Source organism: Mesobacillus jeotgali, from assembly GCF_900166585.1.
GTDB lineage: Bacteria > Bacillota > Bacilli > Bacillales > Cytobacillaceae > Mesobacillus > Mesobacillus jeotgali_A.
Genome location: NZ_FVZC01000009.1, coordinates 1829621 through 1851935 on the forward strand (window position 1 = coordinate 1829621; position 22315 = coordinate 1851935).

Below are 22315 nucleotides of genomic sequence, written 5' to 3' on the forward strand. Positions count from 1 at the left end.
AATATTTTTATTTCAAGGTAATTCATTGGACTATTTGGAAATTGACTAATTTAGACCTATCTGATAACTTTGCCGGCTCCCCATCATGAAGTATAAATTAAACATCACAAAAAATAGCAAGGGAAAATCAAGCATGAACATAGAAAATTCCGACTGTTCCTCCCCCTCCTGTAAAAGATTGCCCTTATTGGTTATATTTTATATAATAAAAGCGTTTTAATCAGGAGAAATTAGTCCTGGTACTAGGGGGGAATTAACTTGCTTCGTGGCCTTAAATTTAAAAACATCCTGTTCATTTTGCTTGGTGCCGCTATATTCTCGTTCGGCCTTGTTCATTTCAATATGCAAAATAACCTTGCCGAAGGCGGTTTTACGGGAATTACTCTCTTGCTATACTTTGTGTTTGGCTGGTCTCCTTCCATTACAAACCTGCTCCTGAATCTGCCTCTTTTTTTCCTGGGCTGGAAGCTTCTTGGCCGGAATGTTTTTATTTATACCATTATCGGGACCGTAGGTGTTTCAATTTTTTTGGGTGTTTTCCAGAAGTATCAAATTGAAATGCCTTTATATGAAGATTTGTTTTTAGCAGCCCTGTTCGCGGGGGTCTTTATCGGAATTGGCCTAGGAATCATTTTCCGCTATGGCGGAACGACCGGCGGAGTCGACATTATCGCAAGACTGGCACAGAAATATTTTGGCTGGACGATGGGCCGGACAATGTTTATGTTCGACTTTGGAGTCATTACTCTATCACTAATTACATATTTAAACTATCGGGAAGCCATGTACACTCTCGTCGTGGTATTTGTAGGAGCCAGGGTGATTGATTTCATGCAGGAAGGTTCTTACGCTGCAAGAGGAGCGATGATCATATCGAATAGCAATGAAGAAATCGCCGCGAAAATAATGAAGGAAATGGACCGCGGGGTCACTAGCCTGAAAGCCGTAGGTTCATATACAAAAGCAGAAAGAGATGTCCTGTATTGTGTAGTGGCGAAGAATGAAATCGTACGTTTAAAGAGCGTGATCAATTCAGTTGATCCCCACGCATTTGTTTCGGTTACTGTCGTTCATGACGTGCTCGGTGAAGGGTTTACGCTTGACGAAAATAAACTTCCTTTAGAAAGATAAAAAAAATCCGGACATGTCCGGATTTTTTTTATTCTTCACTAGTCATCCCAGTGTAAATCATTACTAAACGAACCAATTCAAGAACAGCAACAGCTGCGGCAGCTACATATGTCAAAGCTGCAGCATTCAAAACCTTCTTTGTTTCTCTTTCTTCGTCATTGCGGATGATTCCAGCAGAAACCACTTGATCCATAGCACGGTTAGATGCATTGAATTCTACCGGAAGAGTAATGACCTGGAACAGAACGGCAGCAGCCATGAACATAATACCGAGCAGGAGCATGCCGCTTAGATTAGCGAAAATCCCGATCATGATCAGAATCCATGAGAAGTTTGAGCCAAGACTCGCCACGGGAACAAGAGCATGACGGAATCGAAGAAATGAATAATCCTCGGCATCCTGGATGGCATGGCCAACTTCATGGGCAGCAATTGCTGCTGCGGCAACAGAATGGCCGAAAAAGTTCCCTGACGATAAACGTACAACTTTTGCACGCGGATCATAGTGGTCACTTAAATAACCTCTGGTTTCTTCAACCCCGACATTGTAAAGGCCGTTATCATCGAGGATTTTACGTGCTACTTCTGCACCCGTCATTTGTGAAGAAGATGCAACCTTTGAGTACTTCTTGTATGCACCTTTTACCTTGAATTGAGCCCATAATGGGATCAAAATAATAATCGCGAAATAAATTAAATACATCTAGAACCTCCTCTTACTACTCATGCTGTTAATACCATTTTATAAACACTTAGATAAGCTGTCAATTTTTTCGTTCTTTTTGGACATCCCTAGTTTTCTCGCTGTTCCCTTTATATTTTCTCCAGCCGACATAAGACAATGTAAGAATAATGATGCTTCCCGTCGAAATCATTACCCACCACAGTGAGGGATCCGCTTCGTCTTCGGTCATATCATCAAAAATATTCTGTAAATCCGATTCCAGTGCCTCCAGCTCTTCCTGGCTGGAAGCCTCCTGAAGAACCTGTGGCCGATACTGGTCAATAAAGCTGACTTTAGCATCGACTTTTTGGATCCTTTCCGGAGTGATATCTATCTTCATACTTGGATGGATAACATTATACATGGCAAGGAATGAATTCAGGTTGGAGTGGAACTGGTCATTGTCCCCTTCGTAAGCAGCCGTTTTCATATCATTAAAAACCGTCATGATCGGGCCTTCCATCTCTGCCCATAACGGTTGGTGAGTAGAGGCAATTGCATCAATTACCAGCCGGAATTTTGTCACCCTGTTCATCCTTTCTGCATGACCAAGATCAACGTTCCCGACTGCTTCCAATGCTTCATCATGTGCTACGGTTATAATGCGCAATTCGTCCATTGAAAACGGACGGCCATTGCCAGCCACCAGCAAAAATTCTTCTGAAAAATGCTCAAGCATTCTGTTAGCATCATCATATCGGTGAAGCTTGACCATCTGGAGTGCCTGGTCTGATATATTGTCCAGCTCTTCAACAGGCGACTGTGGTTCTGCGTATACTGCGAACGGCGCCATTATCAACAGCACCGAAAATAATAAAATGAATTTTGCTTTCATTTTTGTCCCCCCTCTAAATACTATTAAAATGTATGAGAGGGTGGACAAGGTTAGACCATAATTCAGGTGGTTATCTAGATCTTTTTAGCGAAAGAGAGAAGCGGCCTGGCCTTAGGCCAAAGTAATATCCAATACCGATCGAGAAAATACTCAGCCAGAATGTAAAATACCCTATCTGGTCCATATATAAATCTAGCGTATGGTACCTTGGCATCATTTCAAAAACATAATCAATGATTTCGTTATGCAGGACGATAATAGCGGCAGCGATCAGGTGCCATGGTTTCATTCGATAGAAAGGCGCATATAGGACACCTTCGACTGCCATTGCAAAATGGGATGCCATCAGCATGAGTCCAATCCAATCCAGCTGTCCGGAGACGAAGTAAACCATTAAATTCATAACGACTGCCCATAATCCGTACTTCACCAGGCTGACAATCGCCAATGCCTCCATTAGCGGCCAGTTTTTCCCCAATAAAAATGCCCCTAAAACAAAGACAAAGAACAAGCTGGCAGTCGGGCTATCAGGCACAAAAAGCAAAAAACGAGGAGGCGTATCCACAAGCTGCCATTTATACCAGTAATAACCGTAAGCAGTCCCCAGGACATTCACCCAAAATAACATCCACAGTACAGCTCGGTTCCCTAGTAAAGGATATAAATTCTTCATCATCATTACTGCTCCATTCCTTTTTTCTATCACTATTATTACAGTTTATTGAAAATAAACCAAGTTCTTCTGATTAAAGCAGCAATAAAAAGAACCTGCAAGATTCATTGCAGGTTCTTTTGATATTATTTGCTAAGGCCGTCGATAAACTCAGAAAGTGTCTTAAGTTCTTCGTCCGTTCCTTTGAATACTGCAGGCATGCTTCCTTTACCATTCTTGGCAACCTTAGCAATTTCTTCAGCATTTAATTTTGTTTCAAGCAAGCTTGGTGCTGCGGCACCCCCAGCAAGTTCTCCTCCATGACAAGAAGTACATGTTTGTGCCTGGGCGATTTTGTATCCATCAGAATTCTTGTCGACTTCGACATCCAGGATCTGCCCCTGTTTTTCAGCCGCTTCCCAGTCATGGGTTGCTACTGATTCCCATGTAAGATAGAAAACTGAAGCAAGCGCTAACAGCATAAATCCTGTCGCAAGCGGACGTTTTGACGGACGGCGCTCAGGACCACGGTCAATGAACGGTGCAAGTAAAAGTGCTCCAAAGGCAAGTCCAGGGATAACCATTGCTCCGATTACTGTATAAGGACCGGAAGCATATGAATATTTAAGCAATTGATATAAGAATAAGAAATACCAGTCTGGCAATGGAATATAAGCAGTATCAGTCGGATCGGCAATCCTCTCAAGCGGAGACGGGTGAGCAATGGTCAAGCTCAAGTATCCGATTAGAAAGACGGCACCGACCATCCATTCCTTCAACAAGAAGTTAGGCCAAAACGCTTCCGTTTTGCCAGGGTATTCCGAGTAGTCTTTCGGAATATTAGGCTTACGTTCTGCAGGGACACGTGAGTCTCCTACGAACTTCATACCTTTACCACGATGCATCGAGCAATCCCCTCCTTTTTCCGTATCGTTGAGTGTTTCTTACACCCACTCAACATTCATTCGATTTTTTACAATGGACCTGAAATACCTTGCTTTCGAATCATCAGGAAGTGCGCTCCCATCAAACCTAGCAATGCTGCAGGCAGGAAGAATACGTGGATCGCAAAGAAACGAGTCAAGGTCTGTGCACCAACGATCGTTGAGTGCCCGGAAAGCAGTGTTTTCACATACGGCCCAATTAATGGTACCGCTTCTGCAATCTGCAATGTAACCTTAGTTGCGAATAATGCTTTCATATCCCATGGAAGCAGATATCCAGTTAAGCCAAGGGCCAGCATTACGAAGAAAATTAAAACTCCGACAACCCAGTTTAATTCACGTGGTTTCTTATACGCGCCCTGGAAGAACACGCGTAGCGTATGTAAAAACATCATGACGATTACAAGGCTCGCACCCCAGTGATGCATACCGCGGACAATTTGTCCAAACGCTACTTGGTTTTGAAGATAATATACAGACTCCCATGCGTTTTTGATGTCCGGCACATAATACATTGTCAGGAACATCCCGGATAGGATCTGGATGACTGTGATGAAAAACGTAAGACCTCCGAAGCAGTACACGAACGCAGAAAAATGATGCGCCGGGTTAACGTGCTCAGGTACCTCATGGTCTGCAATATCTCGCCACAAAGGCGTAATATCCAAACGCTCATCTACCCAATCGTAAATTTTGTTTAACAATGATTACGCCCCCTTCCGTGGTTCGGCTTTTCCTACATAAAGGAATCCGTCTTTCTCTTTTGTTGGATATACATCCAATGGTGCCAAAGGTGGTGTACCTGGCACGTTTGTTCCATCTTTCTCATAACGGCCGTAGTGGCAAGGGCAGAAGAACTGATCAGGATGCTCCTTATCAGTACCCCAGTCTACAACACAGCCAAGGTGCTTACAAACAGGAGACAATGCTACGATCTTTCCATCTTCACCCTTAAATACCCATGCTGTTCCCGTTTCTTCGGATTCATACCATGCATCTTTTTGTGTGAATTTAAAGTTGACTTTTTGCGGTTCTTTTGTGATATCTGCGATCTTTAACGGAGTCGCAATAAAATCTCCCGCATCTTCACCCCTAAGTACAGGATCCACGGCAAAGCGAACCATTGGCATCAACATCCCTGCAGCCATGAAACCGCCTACACCTGTTAGAGTATAGTTTAAGAATTGACGTCTTGAAACACGATGCTTACTCACGCTATTCCCCCCTCTATTACCAAGTTAAGTCCCCTACGGACATAATTTAAACACATTTTAAAACTAGGACATAACCATGATATATCAATCTCATTACAAAATCAATATAATACTATGTTGAAAACATTTTTCGCAGTGATAAAAATAACACCGAGTTATTCTTCTTCCCATTTCTCTGTGAACAAAGATAATAATTGCACAACCTGGTCCTCGACGATCGATACCTTCTGCTGATCCTGCATATGCTCCAAAGGCAATGAAGGAAGCCATAACACATTTCCCTTAAGCTCTTTCTCTTGCTGTCTCCAGCGACTGTCAGATGTGACATAAAAAATATGCTTGAATTGCTTGTCCAATAGAGTGTTTTCCCATTCCTTCAAAGCGTTCAAGCTTCCCTCATTTTCCTTTATGTATACAAAATCAGGCAAAAGGAAGATTCTCCCCCGAAACTGCTTTTCAAGCTGTGATGTAAGAATTCCTGCGAATTCCGCCATCGAGGCATTTTGTTTCATATCTTCACCAAAAGAAACTGGCAATAAAGGGACTATTGCCGTATCCACGTACTCAGCGGCTTTTTGATACATTTCAACATCTGCTGCCACCCATTTCATAACACCAACTCCATCTATCTATTAGGCTTAATTGCATGCATTATTTCTTTTAAGAACATAAGCCCTTTCATCAATTCTATAATATCATGATTAAAAATAGTTTTCGAATCGTATGCCGGTTTCGTGTTGGGACATTTTTGAGTAACCGCCTTTGGTTATGTCCTTAGGTTTGAACCTTTCGCTGGCTTTGCCTTTAGATCTTCCAAATTTCAGCCTCCTGCTCCTGTCCGAATTTGCACCAGGTTCAGACAATTCCTCGGCTTCTAACCGCAGTTTTTTCTCCGAAGTCACACCTAGTTCAGACATTTACACAGCTTCTCCTCCTCGTTTTGCACGAAGTCGCACCAGGTTCAGGCATTTCCTCGGCTTCTAACAGGAATTTATGCTGAGTGATTGTTCCACTCCTGACTGCCGGTTCACATATTCACTAAAATCAGGCAAAATAAAAAGCCTGCTTATGTAAGCAAGCTATAAGGAATTTACTGCGCCTAATTTTTTTAATTGCTCTGTTAGGTGTTCAAAGGCTTCCTGGTCTTGAGTGTCCAACGCCTGGTCAATCAGGGAAAGCAGTTTGTCTTTTTGGAATTTGTGGATGCTTTCCTCCAGGAATCTTTCTGCTACCATTTTGTCGCTTTCGCTGATTTGGAGCTGCCCTGGCATGTATGGGTTTTCTTCCAGCACGGCCGCAAACTGGTGGGCTTTGTTTGAAGCATGGAAATTCAGTTGAATATAGATTTCTTCTTCCCTGTTCAAACGGATATCATGAAAAGATTTTTCAGCGTCGGTCGTCATTACATTTTCCTTGAAGAACCGGAATGGCACTTCATCCACACAATGGGTCGACATCACTAATCCCCTTGGGCAATGCTGCGCATTGTCCACAAAGTGCACCTTTTCCATCAGCTGGTCATGGCTCATCAAGTAGTTAAGGATCCAAACACATTCCCGCCTTTTCAGCTGATAATGGTTCAAAAACCAGCGGATAAAATCCTTTTTCTCGTTGACAGATACAGGGGTTGTCATTTTTGAATCCCTCCTCTGCATAACTCAATTTTTTTCGGTTACTGATTTTCCGTTAAACGCTCCAACATTTCACGGAATTCTTCATTGCCAGGTTCCTTTTCAACTAACATACTAAGAATTTCGGCGGCCTCCACCATTTTTCCTTCTTCAATCAAAAAATATCCGTAGTCTGTTAAAAATTCTTTGTTGTCTTTAAAGAAAGTATATGCTAGTTGGTATTTGTTTAATGACTGTGAATAATCTTCTATATGCTGATAAGCAATGGCTTCATCCCAAAGGACTTGCGGTTCCTCTTCTTCATTGATATCCGCCGCACGGACCAGCTCCAGTACATCGTCATAACGTTCCTGCTTTAACAGAAGTTTATTAAGGACTAGCACGCCTTCCATGAATCCAGGATCAAGAGCGATTGCCTCACGGAGCATTTTTTCTGCAGCTTCTTCATCTGGAAGCTTGAGTGCGAGCTTTCCGCCGTAGAAGTATAAATCTTTGTTGAATTCATCCTGCTCAATACCTTCTTTGACAGCTTCAAAGGCTTCCTCTGCCATTTCTTCTCGTTCATATGCTTTTGCGAGATACAGGTACAGCGAATGATATTCAGGATCAAGAGCCTTCAACTCTTCAAATTTTTCGATTGCTGTTTTATTATAGCCTGCCTGCAGTGCTGTAAAAGCAAAACCGAATAAAGTATTGATTTCCAGCTTTTGTTCAAGTGCTAGGTCATAAAAATGAAGTGCTTCTTCAAATGATCCTCCAGCACTTAACGCTTCAGCCATTCTTTGATTGATATTCACCCCGCCGATTTCTTCATGTGCCTTCAGGACAGTTTCATAATATTGGATCGCTTCAGCAAGTTTTCCCTGATGAGCATATAGTTCACCCAAAGCAAAATCAATGACTGATTCATCCGGTAAAATCCGCTTTGCCTCGAGCAGCTTGTTTTCACTCACTTCATAGAGGCCTTCCATTTGGTACAGGTCAGCCAGCAGCAGAAGCGCCTGTGGAAAAGCAGGATCATCTTTATTTACTTTTTCAAGTGAGAGCATTGCCTCTTCTTCTTTCCCCAGTTCAATTCTGGTTTCGGCAAGCAGCACATGTAATTCTCCTTCATCCGGATAATTTTTCAATAAACTTTCAATCAACGCTTCCGCTTCTTCCATAAAACCAAAACGGAAAAGCTCCTCTGAAAGGAGAAATTTTTCTTCATCGCTGCCCTTTTTGAGAATTGCCTTATAGGCATCCATTGCCTGTTCAAGCTGTCCATTTTCTATTAGATTGGTTATTTCCTGTACTTCGACCATTGCTATCATCCTATCCTTAAAATTAGGCACTATATTTTTACAACATTCGTATTGCCTTATTGTTGTTTCAGTAATTGTCTGTAAAAAATCCTGGTGTCTTAATTATAACATTTTCTCCCTTTCCTGGACGATAATAAACCTCGGTCCCAGCGCGAATGACTTTTCCTTTGTCTACAGTTACAGCAAGATGCCTGGACTGAAAAAATAACCCCTGCTCATCACGCTGATTAGTCTCTGCGCAAATATTGTAAAGGTTATAGCTTACCTCCCCGCCGCTGTGGAGGTTCGATTTACCAGGGAAGATACCGGTCTTTTTTAAAATAGATCTTGAAACAGGGGTGGAATCTTTCAAGTCTTCATATACTGCGGGAACCTTCTCTCTCTTCATCAAATCACCCCAGTCATACAGTTGCTGCTGCCTTTCTTTTTTGTGCTTGCTTTCTGGAAAGACTGGAATGATGGGACAGTTATAAGGAAATAACGCCTCCTTGATCCATCCCCATGGCATCGTCAGCAGGTTGCTCATCTCATCAATTTCGATAAAAATCGCCGGAACTTTGATCTTTTTGCATTTCCTGATAAATTGAGGTTGGAGCAAGCGAAGCGGAATACTGATACCAAGGACATAATCAATTGGACTATCCAGCAGCTCACTTTTAGCCTGTTTAAGCTTCTCTTCAAGCTGCCGTTCAAATTGTACTTTCACTGCCGTGAATAGGACAGTGCTTCCCTTCAGAATAAATTTATTAAGGTAGTATTCTTTTCTCTCTTTAAAGGAACCTGAAAAAGGTAGGCTTGAATCAAAGAGGACATGGGTAGGAGTCATGATAAATTTGTCTGCGTCCATCCTCATAAGCTGATGTCTATTGAGTCTGGATGTTGTGGTAATAATTCGTTCGCCTTCAACCATCATATTTGTATTGACCAGGGCCTGTCCCTTCATAAGATGGATATTTTCTATAATGTATGCCATAAAACCACTCCTTTATCGGTCTTATGACAAACTATGCAGAAACTCCCGGAATATAACGGCTTGTTTTCTAATTCTCCCGAAAAGCATGAGGGCCATCCATTTACATGACTGGCCCTCACACAGTGATTTTATTTTTTCATTAATTGATACAGGTCATCATAAAAAGCGGGATAAGAAACGGCGACTGCCTCACTTTGTTCCAGTATGACCTCGTTTTCGCAAAGGAGGGCAGCGATCGACAGCATCATCCCGATGCGGTGGTCGCCATGTGCAGAAACTGTTCCTCCGTCAAGGCTTTGCATTCCGTTGATGATCATTCCATCATCAGTTGCCTCGATATTTACGCCTAACTTGCTTAATTCATTTACAACCGTATCAATTCGATTCGTTTCCTTAACTTTCAATTCCGCCGCATCCTTAATGACTGTCCTGCCCTCTGCCTGTGTAGCAAGTAATGCAATAACCGGTATTTCATCGATCAGTCGCGGAATCAATTCACCTTCAATTGTTGTTGCGTTCAGTTTTGAATATTTAACCCTTATATCCCCGGCAGGTTCAGCTGCATCGTTATCATATGGAGATATCAGGATGTCTGCTCCCATTGCTTCCAGGACATCGAGTATTCCAGTTCTAGTTGGATTAAGACCAACATTTTTAAGGACGATGTCACTGCCAGGAACAACAGCTCCAGCCACTAGGAAAAAGGCTGCAGAAGAGATATCACCAGGAATATTTATACTGGTCCCTTTTAATGCTTGCCCGCCGGTTATCTTCACGGTGTCATCTTTACGTTCAACTTCACCGCCAAACTGCTTGATCATCCGTTCAGTATGATCTCTTGTTTTTACTGGTTCGATGATCACTGTTTCACCTGATGCCTGGAGACCTGCAAGAAGTATAGCTGATTTTACCTGTGCGCTGGCTACTGGCAAATGATAAGTTATCCCGGATAAGTCTCCGCCATTTACTGTCAGCGGGGTAAACTCACCATTATTCCTTCCAGCAATCCTCGCACCCATTTCTGACAGAGGAATAGTTACTCTGGTCATCGGCCTTCTTGCGATGGATTCATCCCCTTCCAGACGGGTTTCGAATGGCAATCCTGAGAGAATGCCCATCATCAATCGGATAGTGGTTCCGGAATTGCCGACATACAGCGTTTCTTCAGGTCTTACCAACCCGTCGATGCCTTTTCCGAAAACAGTCACCTCGCTTCCATTCTGGCTGATTACTACACCGAGTTTTCGAAAGCAGGAAATCGTGCTCAAACAATCTTCTCCAGGCAAGAAATTCTCCACATGTGTTATCCCTTCAGCGATCGATCCAAACATGACCGCCCTATGAGAAATCGACTTATCTCCAGGTACTTTAATTTCACCCTCCAAAGAGGCTTTGTTTGTCTTAAGTGTTTTTGCTGACATATTACTGCTCCTTCAGTTTACTCTGCAACAGACATATCAAACTCGGTGTTTTTTTTAATGCATTCCATTGCTCTTTCACGATCCTCTGGTGTCTGAAAGCTAATTACCAATACTCCATATATATCTTCCCTGGTCTCTATGATTCTGATATTGGTTATGCTGATTCTCTCATCAGCCAGATAGCCGGTTACTTCCGATATGACTCCTGGATAATCAGGGACATCCACAAACAGGTCATAAAAGCTTGGAATCGCTCCTTTATCATTTACAGGAAGGCCGTCCCGGTATTTTTTAGCTGAATGAAAGAATTCAAATATGCGTTCTTCATCCTCAGCTAACATGAGTTCCTTAACCCGCTCCATCTCATCCTGCCAATCACTCAGCAAAGAAATCATGACATCCCTGTTTTGGAGCATAATATCTCTCCACATACGCGGGTTGCTGGATGCGATTCTGGTGATATCCCTGAAACCACCTGCAGCCAGGCGGTTTACAAGCGGCTTTTCTTTATCAGCCCGCGCAGCCTGGTGCACTAGCGAAGCTGCAATAATGTGAGGAAAATGGCTGACAACACCTGTAAGGTAATCGTGTTCTTCAGGAGATACATCCAGAAACTTTGCTCTCGTACCTGAAAGCCAGACTTTTAACCGATCAACTGTCTCAATAGTGACGTTACTGGCAGGAGTCAGCAGATAAAAAGCATTTTCAAACAATATTTTTTTGGCAGCAGCCATTCCGCTTTTGTGGGAACCAGCCATAGGATGGCCCCCAATAAAAGCAATTCCTTTTTTGGCAAGGGCAGTTGCCTTTTGGGCAATGTACCCCTTAGTACTTCCTGTATCTGTGACAATCACTTCATTTTTCAATGGCAACGCGGAAATCGTTTCAATTATCCTTCCGGCAGTCATACCAGGAGTAGCTATAACGATCAAGTCTGCGTCCGATGCTTCTGCTTCTATGCTTTCTGCAGACCTGTCAATGACACCAAGCATCTTTGCAAGGTTCAACTGATTTCTATCCAGATCAAATCCAATAAGCTCAGACTCCGGATGTTTTTCTTTTATACACATTGCCAGAGAGCCGCCAATCAATCCAAGCCCAATGATCAATACGCGGCCTTCCATACAACCCACATCCTTAGTTAGATATTACAGTGTCAACATTCAGAAATTCTTTAATGACTCCGATTACGCCTTCATTTTGTTCTTTTGAGCCAATCGTGACCCTTATACTGGTCGGAAACCCTAGCGCTGTCCCTGAACGGACAATATACCCTCTTTCAAGCAGGAACTGAAAGACCTCCTGGCCGTCCCTGTTAAAATCAATCAAGATAAAATTGCCTTGTGAAGGATAATATTTTAGCCCGGCCTGAATACAAAAATCGTAAAATTGCTGCAGGCCAGCTGTGTTTTCCTTTCTGCATTCGTCAATGAACTTTTGGTCACCAAGCGCGGCGATTGCTGCAGCTTGAGCTAATGTGTTCACATTAAATGGCTCCCTGACCGGTTCCAGCGCTCTGATGGTATCCTCGTGGGCAATTCCATAGCCAACCCGAAAACTTGCCAAACCATATATTTTGGAGAATGTTCTTAAAATAATCAAGTTTTTATACTGGTTTAATAAACGGAGTGAATCATGATAGTCTTCTGCTGTTACATATTCGAAGTAAGCTTCATCAAGCACCACCAGCACATCCTCTGGGACCCTTGCCAAAAATGCTGTCAGTTCTTCTTCTGTTATATAGACACCCGTCGGATTATTTGGAGAGCAAATCCATACCACGGAAGTCTTATCATCAATTGCTGCAGCCATACTATCAAGATCATGGGCGCCGTTTACTAATGGAATCTCTTCTATTTTACAGCCTTCAATGATTCCATTGTGCTTATACTGCGGAAATGTGGGAGCCGCCATCACTGTTTTTGTTTCAGGTGTAAGCAGGGCGCGGGCAATCATCTGAATGATTTCATCAGAACCATTTCCAAGGATAATCTGGCTTTCCTTTACTCCTAAATGGTCTGCCAGACATGTTCGGAGCTCAGATGCATAACCATCTGGATAAATTGAAAACTTGCCCGGATAACCAGCAATTTCTTCCCTCACTTTTTCTGAAGATCCAAATGGATTCTCATTTGATGCCAGTTTCACGATTTCTGATAAACCATACTGCCTTTTCACTTCACCGATCGATTTGCCCGGCTGGTATGGTTTTAGCTTCAAAAGCTGCTCTTTCCATCTCATCATATCCACCTCAACTGTTCTATTCTTTAATCCTCTATCTAATTAAAGTAGTAAAGAGTATGTATTTATCATACACTGTTTGGCGCTTCAGAAAAAGTAAAATATCATAGATCCGGTCTGAGTCCAACAGCTCCCTCAAGGTACACATGTCTGATTTCATCCTGTTTTTTCTGTGTGTTGACATGGATCATGGCCCTGATGCACATTTGAAGCGAGCCTGGTATGGCCAATTCTTTCATGCACATCACTGGAACATAGGTCCAGCCCTCCAGATTCCTTAATGCTTTTGCCGGGAAGGCTGCATCTACATCATCTGTAGCAGAGATGAAAATTGAGGCCACATCATCCGGAACAATTTGATTGGAATCGATCATATCTCTTAAAAGCCTTTCCGCTGCAAGCGTAATTTCATTCTCATCATTCTTGCTTACAGTTATAGCCCCTCTTACTCCTCTAATCATCACTCTCGGCCCCCTCATCAAATTTCTTCAGGTTCATCATCAATGTTTTTTCATCCACTTCAATAAGGGCAGGCTTGCCGACCTTTTCCAGGAGAACGAAACGAATGGTACCACTTACCGCTTTTTTATCCTGTGTCATTCTTTCAATCAGACGCTCTCTTTGCAGTTCCTTCGGTATTCCGGTGTCATATCCCAGTTTTTTCAGCCAGAGCTTGAATTCAGCTGTATCAAAATCCAGCCCAAGCAAGTCTTTGCTTAATCGAAGGGCAAAAAGTATTCCGATCGCGACAGCTTCACCATGCGTTACTTTGCCGTAACCAGATTCTGCTTCAATTGCGTGGCCAAGCGTGTGGCCGAAATTCAGAAACGCGCGAACCCCCTTCTCCTTTTCATCCTCCGCTACATAACTACCTTTAATGAGGATGCCCTTTGTCAAGAATTCGAGCATTTGTGAATCGTTTATTTCATTGAGAGAATCGATTTCGGATTTTAACCAGCTGTAAAAGTTTTCATCGCTTATAAGAGAATGCTTGATCACTTCAGCAAAACCTGACCTGACTTCCTGTTCCGGAAGAGTCTTCAGGTAATCAAGGTCGTAAATGACTGCTTCTGGCTGATGGAAAGCACCGATCATATTCTTACCTAATTGATGGTTGACCGCAACTTTTCCCCCAACAGCACTATCATGAGCCAGAATAGTGGTCGGGACTTGAATGAAGCGGATTCCCCTCATATACGTCGCAGCTACAAATCCAGCCAGATCTCCTACGGCACCACCGCCAAAGGAAATGATCAGTGATTTTCTGTCGAGTTTATTCTCCAGGGCCGATGACAGACAATCGTAATATACATCGAAGGTTTTTGCGTTTTCCCCGGAGGGCACGATTTTTTCTATGAATCGACCAAGACCTGATGATTCTCGAAAAGAACTGAGGTGGTGCTTTGCTACTGTTTCATCTGTAATCAACATGACGGCTGAATATTTGTCTGCTTCCTTCTGTATGATTTCACCAAGAAGATCAATCGCACCGCTGCCGATTATGGCAGGATATGATTTTGTGCCTGCATGGATCTTAACCTGCTGCATTTAAAAATCCCTCGCAGTCCTTCTTTGTTCTTCTATGGATGCCTTCAGTGTTTCAAATCGGTCACTATAAAATTGTTCAACCAGGGAAGAAGCAAGCTCCCAGGCAACAACATTCTCAGCAACTACCGCAGCGGCCGGCACTGCACATGCATCAGACCGCTCAATACTAGCTGCGAAAGGTTCTTTAGAATCGATATCAACACTCATCAACGGCTTATAAAGGGTAGGGATAGGTTTCATTACGCCACGGATAATAATAGGCATCCCTGTTGTCATTCCGCCTTCAAACCCTCCTAGCCTATTTGTCTTCCTGTAATAGCCATGTTCCTCATCCCAGGCTATTTCATCATGAACCTGGCTTCCGGGCTTTCTGGCGGCCTCAAAACCAATGCCGATTTCTACCCCTTTAAAAGCATTTATGCTCATGATTGCCGCGGCAAGCTTGCCATCAAGCTTGCGGTCGTAATGGACATAACTGCCCACGCCAGCAGGCATTCCCTCTGCGATGACTTCAACCACACCACCGATGGAATCACCATTTTTTTTGGCGTCATCAATGGCCGCCATCATTTCCTTCCCAGCTTCGGAGTCGAAACATCTAACAGGGGATTCTTCTGTAACTTCTCTTAGTTCATCCAGAGAGGCAAAGTCCTGGTTATTTGCTTTCACTCCGCCGATTTCAACAACATGTGCAACAAGCTTGATCCCTAAAAGTGACAGCAGTTTTTTAGCAGCTGCACCGGCTGCGACTCGTACCGTTGTTTCCCTTGCTGAAGAGCGTTCAAGTACATTCCTCATGTCACGATGGCCATACTTGATTGCGCCATTCAAATCAGCATGACCTGGACGGGGTCTGGTAAGCTTTCGTTTTACTTCGTCCGATGATTGGTCATCCAGTGGATCCTGCCCCATGATAGCAGTCCAGTGCTTCCAGTCATTATTTTCAACAACCAGCGCAACTGGTGAACCAAGGGTATGCCCATGCCTTATTCCTGCAGTAATCTGGACCTGGTCTTTTTCTATCTGCATCCTTCTTCCGCGGCCATAGCCTTTTTGCCTTCGAGCAAGCTCTTTGTTTATATCTTCTGCAACCAGCGGCATTCCTGCTGGCATCCCTTCAATAATGGTTGTTAGCTGCGGTCCATGTGACTCTCCCGCTGTTAAATACCTCATATACTTTCCCCCTTCAACTCGCTAAAGGATTTGTTTTACTATATCATACCGTAAACGAGAAATAAATTAAAAATTTTGAAATATGTATTATTCCCCTTAAAGAATGAAGCCATTTTATCATGAACCATCCAGTCTCGCAAAAAAACTATCGGTTATTATTATTGCCGATAATACAAAAAGCAAGAAGGAGCACGGTTCCCCGGCTCCTTTTGTCATTTCTTTCTGTAAAAGAAAGTTTCTGCGGTTTCAAACTCATATGTACCTGGATTGAAAATCTGTTCCGTGCTGCCTACAAATAATATTCCACCAGGTTTTAACGCTGCACTGAATTTATGGTATATACTCTCCTTTGCCTCTTCGGTAAAGTATATGAGGACATTCCTGCAGACAATCAAATCAAACGGCCCGCTATAGCGGTCTGCAAGGAGATTTTGCTTTTTAAAAGCAACAGTCCTCTTTATCTCATCAGCGACTGTGTAATATGGTCCTTCCTTATTGAAAAATTTGTTTACCATATCCTTCGGGGCTTCATTAAGAGCCCTTTCAGTGTAAACTCCAAGCTTCGCCTTTGCCAGGACATTTTCATCAATATCGGTCGCCAGAACCTGTATTTTCGATAATGGCATATGTTTTGATAAAACCATTGACAGAGTGTATGGCTCTTCTCCAGTCGAGCAAGCTGCACTCCAGATTTTCGGGTTAGGATTTTTCCTTAACAGCTCTGGAAGTATGGTCTTGTCGAGGACTTCCCACCTTTTTGAGTTCCTGAAGAACTCGGAAACATTAATTGTCATTCGATCAAGAAATTCATTCAGCAACTGCCGGTCCTTGTCCAGCGCCTGGTAAAACTCCTGAAAGGATGCATATCCTTTTTTTTGATAGAGAGAAGTCAATCTTCTCTTCATCTGTGCTTCCTTATATAAAGCAAGGTTTATACCTGTTTTTTGATAGATTTTCGATATAAAGATTTCATAGTCTTGCGGCATCATATTTCTCCTTATCGCTACTTAAAAAAGTGGGACCATTCTAATTATAGCGAAAACTTATCTAATGCGTGCAAATTTTTTACACATCTGCTAATAGTTTGGTTTGTCCCCCTGGTGATAGAATATAGAGTTTTGAAATTTGGGGAAAATATAAGAACGTTTGGAGGTATATGTTTCAATCGTGAGGTATCTGAAATGCCAGCTTTTAAAAAAATACAGCCGCCAATCGCTAGAATGGTGACCTCATCTTTTTATTTATAAGGAAAACCGGGATAAAACTGAGATTTTGTTCCACATAAAGAATTCCCAACCTATCAAATCTTTTTCCGCCCTCAAAAAAATAAAGACACTTGCTGTTAACAAGTGTCCAGGGGGTATATTAGTAAACCCACTCATTGATCAATTTGCTGTACTCAGCTAGTTCTTCCTGCTTGAAGAATAGGCCGATTTCGCGCTCTGCGCTTTCCGGTGAATCAGATCCGTGAATCACATTCTTGCCTACAGTTACGCCGAAGTCTCCGCGGATTGTTCCAGGAGCAGCATCTTTAGGGTTTGTAGCACCCATCATCTGGCGTGCAGTTGCGATTACATTTTCACCTTGCCAAACCATTGCAAATACTGGACCAGAAGTAATGAAATCTACCAATTCGCCAAAGAATGGACGCTCTTTGTGTTCGCCATAATGCTCTTCAGCAAGTTCTCTTGGGATGTTCATAAGTTTTGCGCCAACTAGCTGGAAGCCTTTCTTTTCAAAACGGGCTACAACTTCACCAATAAGATTGCGCTGTACTCCATCAGGCTTGACCATCAGATAAGTCTTTTCCATGAGTTCCACTCCTATTTCATGTATGTATGTGAACCGCTTACAAAAGCAATCCTAGGAAATAGTATCATTTTTTTGAAAAATTCGCAACTTGCTAATACTTGCGCTTTCCAATAAATTTGGCAATGTCACGCAATGACTTCTTTGCCCTGTTTGGAGGGAGCTCGTCAAGAACTGCAAGGGCTTTGTCCAGATATCTGTCACTGATTGCAAGTGATTTTTCAATCGCGCCAATTTCCTGGACCAGCTTCAGGATTTCATTAAGCTCTTCTCTTTTCATTCCTTCATGGACTGCCCTGATCCTGCTATTGATGTACTCGTCCTGCATGGCATACAGAACAGGGAGAGTGATGTTACCTTGAAGAAGATCGCCGCCAGCAGGCTTTCCCAGCTCTTTTTCTGTACCGGTAAAGTCCAGGACATCATCGGTAATTTGAAAAGACATCCCGACATAGTAGCCAAACTTATATAATTTACGATGGTCCTGCTCCGGGACTCCAGCTACCACTGCACCAAGCTGGCAGCTCGCAGCAATCAGGAGGGCCGTCTTCCGCTTGATCCTGAGAAGATAATTGCGCAGGTTTTGATCGAAGTTGTATTTATCTTTTATTTGTTCGATTTCGCCAACACTTAATTCGACAATGGTATCTGAAAGTATCTGATGCGCCGCCGGGTTTTTGACATCAGCCATAAGTTCCAGGGCTCTCGCAAATATGTAATCCCCGGTATACATCGCAATCTTGTTATCCCATTTTGCTTTGATTGTCGGCTGTCCTCTCCGCAATTCAGCATCATCAATCACATCATCGTGTACCAGGGAGGCCATATGGATAAGTTCCAGAGAGACCGCGACATCCTTGATGACATTAATATCGTAATCACCGAACTTCGCTCCTAAAAGAACAAAAACCGGTCTGATCCGTTTGCCCCCAGCTTTAAGTAAGTGCAGGCTTGCCTGTCTGAGCAGCTTAGAATCCGCTTGTATCGTTTCTTCCAGCTCTCTCTCTATTAATGTCAAATCAGAATTCAAATATGTATATAACAACTTCATCTTCATCATTATCCACCCAGCTTTTGCATTCTAGATATCCATTGTTGCGATTTTGCATGCGCATCTAATCACCCCAATGCATAATCAGGAGGTTTCTTTTATGCCAGGGCCTCTTCCAAGCCCAAGCTTAATGGTTAAAACTATCATTTAAACAGAGTCTCACATCTAAACTGTTAAAAGGGTGACACTAAAAGAAAACAGGCTGACCTTCCTTGCCGAGCGATAAAGAAAAGGGCAGCCAGAATCTATTGGATTATTTGCGGCCAATATGCACTGCAGCTACTCCGCCGCTATATGGTTTATATTCTACGTTCTCGAAACCAGCGTTTGAGAACATTTTAGCCAATTCCTTCATGCCTGGAAAATCCTTTGCAGATTCTTGCAGCCAGGAATACTCATCGTAACTTTTTGCGAACAGCTTCCCGAACATCGGCATGATAAATCTGAAGTATAACCGGTAGACCTGTTTAAATCCAGGCATCGTAGGCTGTGATGTTTCCAGGCATACTGCCATACCGCCAGGCTTTAGGACTCTGTGCATTTCCCGAAGAACCTGGTTGTAATCAGGCACATTCCTCAATCCGAAGCCAATGGTAACGTAATCAAAGCTATTATCCTCAAAAGGGAGCTCCATTGCGTTCCCATGAATTAATGTTGCCTGGTCAAGACCGCGTGCCTGTATTTTTTCCTCACCAATTTTCAGCATGTTTTGGCTGAAATCCAGACCTGTCACTTTGCCATCCTTGCCAACAGCTTCCGCGAGAGCAATCGTCCAGTCAGCGGTACCACAGCACACATCGAGGGCATGGGCTCCTGCTGGTACATTCATCTTCTTCATTGTGTCATTGCGCCATTTAATATGCTGCTGAAAGCTGATGACAGAATTCATTTGGTCATAATTTTCATAGATTTTTTCGAAGACTCCATGAACACGTTCTTCTTTCGATTGCTGCATTGCATTACCCTTCTTCCGCGAATTTTTTAGACATGGTCTGATGCTGTCCGGCGGTCAGCTCTAAGCGCTCCAACAGCAAGCTGTTCATCCCTGATAGCTTCTTGGCCGCTGTCTTTATCTTCGTCATTGAAAACTCTATATAACGTGTACAAATCGATAAAAGGTATTTTTGCTGTTCTGGAGAAAGCTCTGAAGCCTTTTGTTCCAGTTTTGGCAGTGAGATTTTCTTGAGTGCATTGAATACCAGTGAATTCCCGGAATTCATGAAGATCACTTCTTCAGAAAGCAGCCTTTTGACAAAAAGCCAATTCGAAGCGAATTCATACCACTCCGTCGCATGATAATGGTCCGCGACCTTTCCCAAAAGGGAAGATTCAATTAGTTTTACGCTTTCCATCAATTGATCAATCGCTTCTGCATCTTTTTGATACAGAGATATTTTATGTTCATTGACTTCCTTTACACCTGAAGCCAATCGTTTGATCATATCTATATCTTCCAGGTCCGCCAGCAGCTTGTAGTATAGGCCGCTGAAGTAAATTCCGGCGAGAACTGTCAACTGGCGCTGCTTATGACTTTCATCGCCTTCATCAGAAAGGGAGTTGTTGACATGCTCATGGGTATCAAGGGCGATTTGCAGGAGCATGGTCGTCAAGGTGTAATTTGTTGCTATTTCCTTGTTTCCTTCCTGCTGTTCCAGCAATGAAGCAAGCAGCAAGAGTCGGTCTTCATCTATAAAAGGAGATTCTACATGCTTCTGCAAATAAGGATGTGAAAGTTTTTCGAGAAGAAGCTCCCTGGTGCCGTCTAATGTGTTTTGTAAATCTAGCAAATGAATCACCCTTGTTCCCCTTTTTTATGTTGGATTGCCGGCGGTGGTCATAAATGTTTTTAAGAAAAGACCTGGGGCCAATTCCAGCTACTTCAAGGACTGAGGGCCGAACATATTTACAAGCTGTTCATCCAGGTATGGTTTCTATTATTTATCAGGCATAAAAAAAGCGCCTGATAACCGATTTGCAGTTGTTTACCGAACATTCCAAGGCAGTGACAATTATATCACAAAAGATAATAACATGGGCGTGATATTATAAATTAAACACTATTTGCGATAAATTGAGCATGTTTTTTGTAACAAAATAGTTGATTTTAAACCTATTTACTTTTTCTCGCTCTCTATTTCACCAAATGGCGTAATAATCTTAGCATGTCCTCTAATTTTAATGGCTGAAGTATGCTCTGTAAATTGAGCAATCATGACTTCACCCTGGTCAAGCTTTTCAGAGTGGTGAAAGCGAGTGTCTGTCCCTCTAGTAAGCCCAATCACATTTACACCATCTTCAATCGCCTTGATTACAACATAGTCCGTGTTTACGGGTTGCCTCTTATCCATTATTATCCCCCTTCCTTAAAAAGAATATGACGAGATTGGAATCACATTAACATTCATTCTAAAATAAAAGGCTAAAAGAGTTCCTTTCAGCCTTCGAGATCATTTAATGGGGTTTAGTCAATACGAAAACAGCCTTTAATTTAAAAAAATCTATCCTTTAATCTATCAGTCCTTGATTAAAGAGAGAATTTCAGCACGAGCATTTACATCTTCAGCAAGAGTGCCTCTTACAGCAGAAGTAACTGTTTTAGAGCCAGGCTTTTTGACCCCTCTCATAGTCATGCACATATGCTCAGCTTCGACCACGACCATGACACCATGCGGATCCAGTTTTTCCATGATCGCATTCGCTATTGTAGAGGTTATTCTCTCCTGGAGCTGTGGGCGTTTTGCTACCGCTTCTACTGCCCTGGCCAGTTTGCTGAGTCCGGTAACCTTTCCGCCTCTTGGAATATATGCCACATGTGCCTTGCCAAAGAAAGGAACCAGATGATGCTCACACATGGAATAGAATGGGATATCCTTAACAAGGACGAGTTCCTCGTGGTCCTCCCCAAAAATTGTTTCGAAATATTCCTTTGGATCCTGGTTCAAGCCAGCGAATACTTCCTCATACATTTTGGCAACCCTCTTGGGTGTATCGAGCAAACCTTCCCGGTTCGGATCTTCACCTACTGCCTCTAATATTAAACGCACCGCTTCTTCGATTTGGGCACGATTGACGTTTGACATTTGCGTTTCCTCCTATGGTCCATCTATCTCATTATAATTCCGCATAGTCCTTGAACTATTTGATTATAATATTTTCATCTTAGCATAACCAAATCGAAGCAGGCAAAACTTAATGTTTAAGCAAATAAAAAAGGCCGCGAACGGGTCGCGGCCTTTGGTTTAGCATACGCTCAGTGCGTCGTATGTAATTATTTCACTGCATCCTTAAGCGCTTTACCTGGTTTGAAAGCAGGCACCTTGCTTGCAGAGATTTCGATTTCATCACCAGTTTGTGGGTTGCGTCCTTTACGGGCAGCGCGCTCACGAACCTCGAAGTTACCAAAACCGATCAACTGTACTTTGTCCCCATCTTTTAATGCATTTAAGATTGAATCAAAAACAGCGTCAACTGCTTTTGTTGCATCTTTCTTTGAAAGCTCACCAGCTTCTGCAACTGCATTGATAAGTTCTGTTTTGTTCATGCCATTCACCTCCTCCCAAAGAGATCCCATTGCTCAGAAATTAAGCATCTTACTACATTTCTAAACAAAACATATGAATTCTATACGTTGCTGGAAGATTTTATTTATCATTGTCAGAAAAAC

The 22315-nt window shown here is 42.7% G+C and carries 26 protein-coding genes; 1 reads left to right on the plus strand and 25 read right to left on the minus strand.

Going from position 1 to position 22315, the window contains the following annotated elements; translation table 11 throughout:
- Positions 1 to 258 precede the first annotated feature (258 nt).
- A complete protein-coding gene (locus tag B5X77_RS19260) occupies positions 259 to 1131 on the plus strand; it encodes a YitT family protein (protein ID WP_079509537.1) in 873 nt (290 codons plus the stop codon).
- 28 nt (positions 1132 to 1159) lie between these two features.
- Here the strand turns inward: B5X77_RS19260 and B5X77_RS19265 are convergent, their stop codons facing one another.
- The 25 genes from B5X77_RS19265 to B5X77_RS19385 all read right to left on the minus strand — a co-directional run bounded on the left by B5X77_RS19265 (position 1160) and on the right by B5X77_RS19385 (position 22192).
- Positions 1160 to 1834: a zinc metallopeptidase gene (locus B5X77_RS19265; protein WP_079509538.1), complete on the minus strand. Its 675-nt coding sequence runs from the start codon at positions 1832 to 1834 to the stop codon at positions 1160 to 1162.
- A 61-nt stretch (positions 1835 to 1895) separates the two neighbouring features.
- Positions 1896 to 2690 carry a sporulation protein YpjB gene (gene ypjB, locus B5X77_RS19270; protein ID WP_079509539.1) on the minus strand — a complete coding sequence of 265 codons (795 nt, stop codon included), beginning with the start codon at positions 2688 to 2690 and terminating at the stop codon, positions 1896 to 1898.
- Positions 2691 to 2760: 70 nt separating this feature from the next.
- Entirely contained in the window at positions 2761 to 3363 is a 603-nt protein-coding gene (locus B5X77_RS19275; RefSeq protein WP_079510313.1) for a lipoprotein heptaprenylglyceryl N-acetyltransferase LhaT, read from the minus strand.
- Between the two features lie 125 nt (positions 3364 to 3488).
- The gene (locus B5X77_RS19280) at positions 3489 to 4247 is read right to left on the minus strand and encodes a menaquinol-cytochrome c reductase cytochrome b/c subunit (RefSeq protein WP_079509540.1); all 759 of its coding nucleotides are present in this window, start codon (positions 4245 to 4247) and stop codon (positions 3489 to 3491) included.
- Between the two features lie 68 nt (positions 4248 to 4315).
- On the minus strand, positions 4316 to 4990 hold the full coding sequence (qcrB, locus tag B5X77_RS19285; protein ID WP_079509541.1) for a menaquinol-cytochrome c reductase cytochrome b subunit: 675 nt from the start codon (positions 4988 to 4990) through the stop codon (positions 4316 to 4318).
- A gap of 3 nt (positions 4991 to 4993) precedes the next feature.
- Positions 4994 to 5500, minus strand: coding sequence for a QcrA and Rieske domain-containing protein (locus tag B5X77_RS19290; protein WP_079509542.1), 507 nt, complete (start codon positions 5498 to 5500; stop codon positions 4994 to 4996).
- A 155-nt stretch (positions 5501 to 5655) separates the two neighbouring features.
- Entirely contained in the window at positions 5656 to 6111 is a 456-nt protein-coding gene (locus B5X77_RS19295; protein ID WP_079509543.1) for a YpiF family protein, read from the minus strand.
- Positions 6112 to 6201: 90 nt separating this feature from the next.
- Positions 6202 to 6417 (minus strand): hypothetical protein, encoded by a 216-nt coding sequence (locus tag B5X77_RS19300; RefSeq protein ID WP_079509544.1) that lies wholly within the window; start codon positions 6415 to 6417, stop codon positions 6202 to 6204.
- A 162-nt stretch (positions 6418 to 6579) separates the two neighbouring features.
- Positions 6580 to 7134, minus strand: coding sequence for a ReoY family proteolytic degradation factor (locus tag B5X77_RS19305; RefSeq protein WP_079509545.1), 555 nt, complete (start codon positions 7132 to 7134; stop codon positions 6580 to 6582).
- A 38-nt stretch (positions 7135 to 7172) separates the two neighbouring features.
- Complete coding sequence (locus tag B5X77_RS19310; RefSeq protein ID WP_079509546.1) at positions 7173 to 8435, minus strand: tetratricopeptide repeat protein; 1263 nt, start codon at positions 8433 to 8435, stop codon at positions 7173 to 7175.
- A gap of 67 nt (positions 8436 to 8502) precedes the next feature.
- Entirely contained in the window at positions 8503 to 9408 is a 906-nt protein-coding gene (locus B5X77_RS19315; protein WP_079509547.1) for a hypothetical protein, read from the minus strand.
- A 128-nt stretch (positions 9409 to 9536) separates the two neighbouring features.
- Complete coding sequence (gene aroA, locus B5X77_RS19320; RefSeq protein ID WP_079509548.1) at positions 9537 to 10829, minus strand: 3-phosphoshikimate 1-carboxyvinyltransferase; 1293 nt, start codon at positions 10827 to 10829, stop codon at positions 9537 to 9539.
- Positions 10830 to 10846: 17 nt separating this feature from the next.
- Positions 10847 to 11953, minus strand: coding sequence for a prephenate dehydrogenase (locus B5X77_RS19325; RefSeq protein ID WP_079509549.1), 1107 nt, complete (start codon positions 11951 to 11953; stop codon positions 10847 to 10849).
- Positions 11954 to 11966: 13 nt separating this feature from the next.
- Complete coding sequence (gene hisC, locus B5X77_RS19330) at positions 11967 to 13070, minus strand: histidinol-phosphate transaminase (RefSeq protein ID WP_079509550.1); 1104 nt, start codon at positions 13068 to 13070, stop codon at positions 11967 to 11969.
- A 104-nt stretch (positions 13071 to 13174) separates the two neighbouring features.
- Positions 13175 to 13531, minus strand: a complete 357-nt coding sequence (gene aroH, locus B5X77_RS19335; protein WP_079509551.1) for a chorismate mutase — start codon at positions 13529 to 13531, stop codon at positions 13175 to 13177.
- Positions 13524 to 14618 carry a 3-dehydroquinate synthase gene (gene aroB, locus B5X77_RS19340; protein ID WP_079509552.1) on the minus strand — a complete coding sequence of 365 codons (1095 nt, stop codon included), beginning with the start codon at positions 14616 to 14618 and terminating at the stop codon, positions 13524 to 13526. The genes aroH and aroB overlap by 8 nt, the downstream gene beginning before the upstream one ends.
- Positions 14619 to 15791: a chorismate synthase gene (gene aroC, locus B5X77_RS19345; protein ID WP_079509553.1), complete on the minus strand. Its 1173-nt coding sequence runs from the start codon at positions 15789 to 15791 to the stop codon at positions 14619 to 14621.
- A gap of 212 nt (positions 15792 to 16003) precedes the next feature.
- Positions 16004 to 16777: a CheR family methyltransferase gene (locus B5X77_RS19350; protein WP_079509554.1), complete on the minus strand. Its 774-nt coding sequence runs from the start codon at positions 16775 to 16777 to the stop codon at positions 16004 to 16006.
- A 379-nt stretch (positions 16778 to 17156) separates the two neighbouring features.
- Entirely contained in the window at positions 17157 to 17603 is a 447-nt protein-coding gene (ndk, locus tag B5X77_RS19355; protein ID WP_079509555.1) for a nucleoside-diphosphate kinase, read from the minus strand.
- A gap of 91 nt (positions 17604 to 17694) precedes the next feature.
- A complete protein-coding gene (hepT, locus tag B5X77_RS19360) occupies positions 17695 to 18657 on the minus strand; it encodes a heptaprenyl diphosphate synthase component II (RefSeq protein WP_079509556.1) in 963 nt (320 codons plus the stop codon).
- Positions 18658 to 18904: 247 nt separating this feature from the next.
- Positions 18905 to 19606: a demethylmenaquinone methyltransferase gene (locus tag B5X77_RS19365; RefSeq protein WP_079509557.1), complete on the minus strand. Its 702-nt coding sequence runs from the start codon at positions 19604 to 19606 to the stop codon at positions 18905 to 18907.
- A gap of 4 nt (positions 19607 to 19610) precedes the next feature.
- The gene (locus tag B5X77_RS19370; RefSeq protein ID WP_079509558.1) at positions 19611 to 20447 is read right to left on the minus strand and encodes a heptaprenyl diphosphate synthase component 1; all 837 of its coding nucleotides are present in this window, start codon (positions 20445 to 20447) and stop codon (positions 19611 to 19613) included.
- Between the two features lie 318 nt (positions 20448 to 20765).
- Positions 20766 to 20999: a trp RNA-binding attenuation protein MtrB gene (gene mtrB, locus B5X77_RS19375; protein ID WP_079509559.1), complete on the minus strand. Its 234-nt coding sequence runs from the start codon at positions 20997 to 20999 to the stop codon at positions 20766 to 20768.
- Between the two features lie 165 nt (positions 21000 to 21164).
- Complete coding sequence (gene folE / locus B5X77_RS19380) at positions 21165 to 21731, minus strand: GTP cyclohydrolase I FolE (protein WP_079509560.1); 567 nt, start codon at positions 21729 to 21731, stop codon at positions 21165 to 21167.
- Positions 21732 to 21919: 188 nt separating this feature from the next.
- Positions 21920 to 22192 (minus strand): HU family DNA-binding protein, encoded by a 273-nt coding sequence (locus tag B5X77_RS19385; RefSeq protein WP_079509561.1) that lies wholly within the window; start codon positions 22190 to 22192, stop codon positions 21920 to 21922.
- Positions 22193 to 22315 lie beyond the last annotated feature (123 nt).

Bases quoted from the DNA above. Each gene is read 5' to 3' on its own strand.
- ypjB (WP_079509539.1), bottom strand. From the start codon at position 2,690: ATGAAAGCAAAATTCATTTTATTATTTTCGGTGCTGTTGATAATGGCG.
- folE (WP_079509560.1), bottom strand. From the start codon at position 21,731: ATGTCAAACGTCAATCGTGCCCAAATCGAAGAAGCGGTGCGTTTAATA.
- B5X77_RS19350 (WP_079509554.1), bottom strand. From the start codon at position 16,777: ATGCCGCAAGACTATGAAATCTTTATATCGAAAATCTATCAAAAAACA.
- B5X77_RS19265 (WP_079509538.1), bottom strand. From the start codon at position 1,834: ATGTATTTAATTTATTTCGCGATTATTATTTTGATCCCATTATGGGCT.
- B5X77_RS19325 (WP_079509549.1), bottom strand. From the start codon at position 11,953: ATGGAAGGCCGCGTATTGATCATTGGGCTTGGATTGATTGGCGGCTCT.
- B5X77_RS19295 (WP_079509543.1), bottom strand. From the start codon at position 6,111: ATGAAATGGGTGGCAGCAGATGTTGAAATGTATCAAAAAGCCGCTGAG.
- B5X77_RS19315 (WP_079509547.1), bottom strand. From the start codon at position 9,408: ATGGCATACATTATAGAAAATATCCATCTTATGAAGGGACAGGCCCTG.
- B5X77_RS19385 (WP_079509561.1), bottom strand. From the start codon at position 22,192: ATGAACAAAACAGAACTTATCAATGCAGTTGCAGAAGCTGGTGAGCTT.
- B5X77_RS19305 (WP_079509545.1), bottom strand. From the start codon at position 7,134: ATGACAACCCCTGTATCTGTCAACGAGAAAAAGGATTTTATCCGCTGG.
- mtrB (WP_079509559.1), bottom strand. From the start codon at position 20,999: ATGGATAAGAGGCAACCCGTAAACACGGACTATGTTGTAATCAAGGCG.
- B5X77_RS19365 (WP_079509557.1), bottom strand. From the start codon at position 19,606: ATGCAGCAATCGAAAGAAGAACGTGTTCATGGAGTCTTCGAAAAAATC.
- hisC (WP_079509550.1), bottom strand. From the start codon at position 13,070: ATGAGATGGAAAGAGCAGCTTTTGAAGCTAAAACCATACCAGCCGGGC.
- ndk (WP_079509555.1), bottom strand. From the start codon at position 17,603: ATGGAAAAGACTTATCTGATGGTCAAGCCTGATGGAGTACAGCGCAAT.
- B5X77_RS19280 (WP_079509540.1), bottom strand. From the start codon at position 4,247: ATGCATCGTGGTAAAGGTATGAAGTTCGTAGGAGACTCACGTGTCCCT.
- aroC (WP_079509553.1), bottom strand. From the start codon at position 15,791: ATGAGGTATTTAACAGCGGGAGAGTCACATGGACCGCAGCTAACAACC.
- aroA (WP_079509548.1), bottom strand. From the start codon at position 10,829: ATGTCAGCAAAAACACTTAAGACAAACAAAGCCTCTTTGGAGGGTGAA.
- aroB (WP_079509552.1), bottom strand. From the start codon at position 14,618: ATGCAGCAGGTTAAGATCCATGCAGGCACAAAATCATATCCTGCCATA.
- B5X77_RS19300 (WP_079509544.1), bottom strand. From the start codon at position 6,417: ATGTCTGAACTAGGTGTGACTTCGGAGAAAAAACTGCGGTTAGAAGCC.
- aroH (WP_079509551.1), bottom strand. From the start codon at position 13,531: ATGATTAGAGGAGTAAGAGGGGCTATAACTGTAAGCAAGAATGATGAG.
- B5X77_RS19310 (WP_079509546.1), bottom strand. From the start codon at position 8,435: ATGGTCGAAGTACAGGAAATAACCAATCTAATAGAAAATGGACAGCTT.
- hepT (WP_079509556.1), bottom strand. From the start codon at position 18,657: ATGAAGATGAAGTTGTTATATACATATTTGAATTCTGATTTGACATTA.
- B5X77_RS19275 (WP_079510313.1), bottom strand. From the start codon at position 3,363: ATGAAGAATTTATATCCTTTACTAGGGAACCGAGCTGTACTGTGGATG.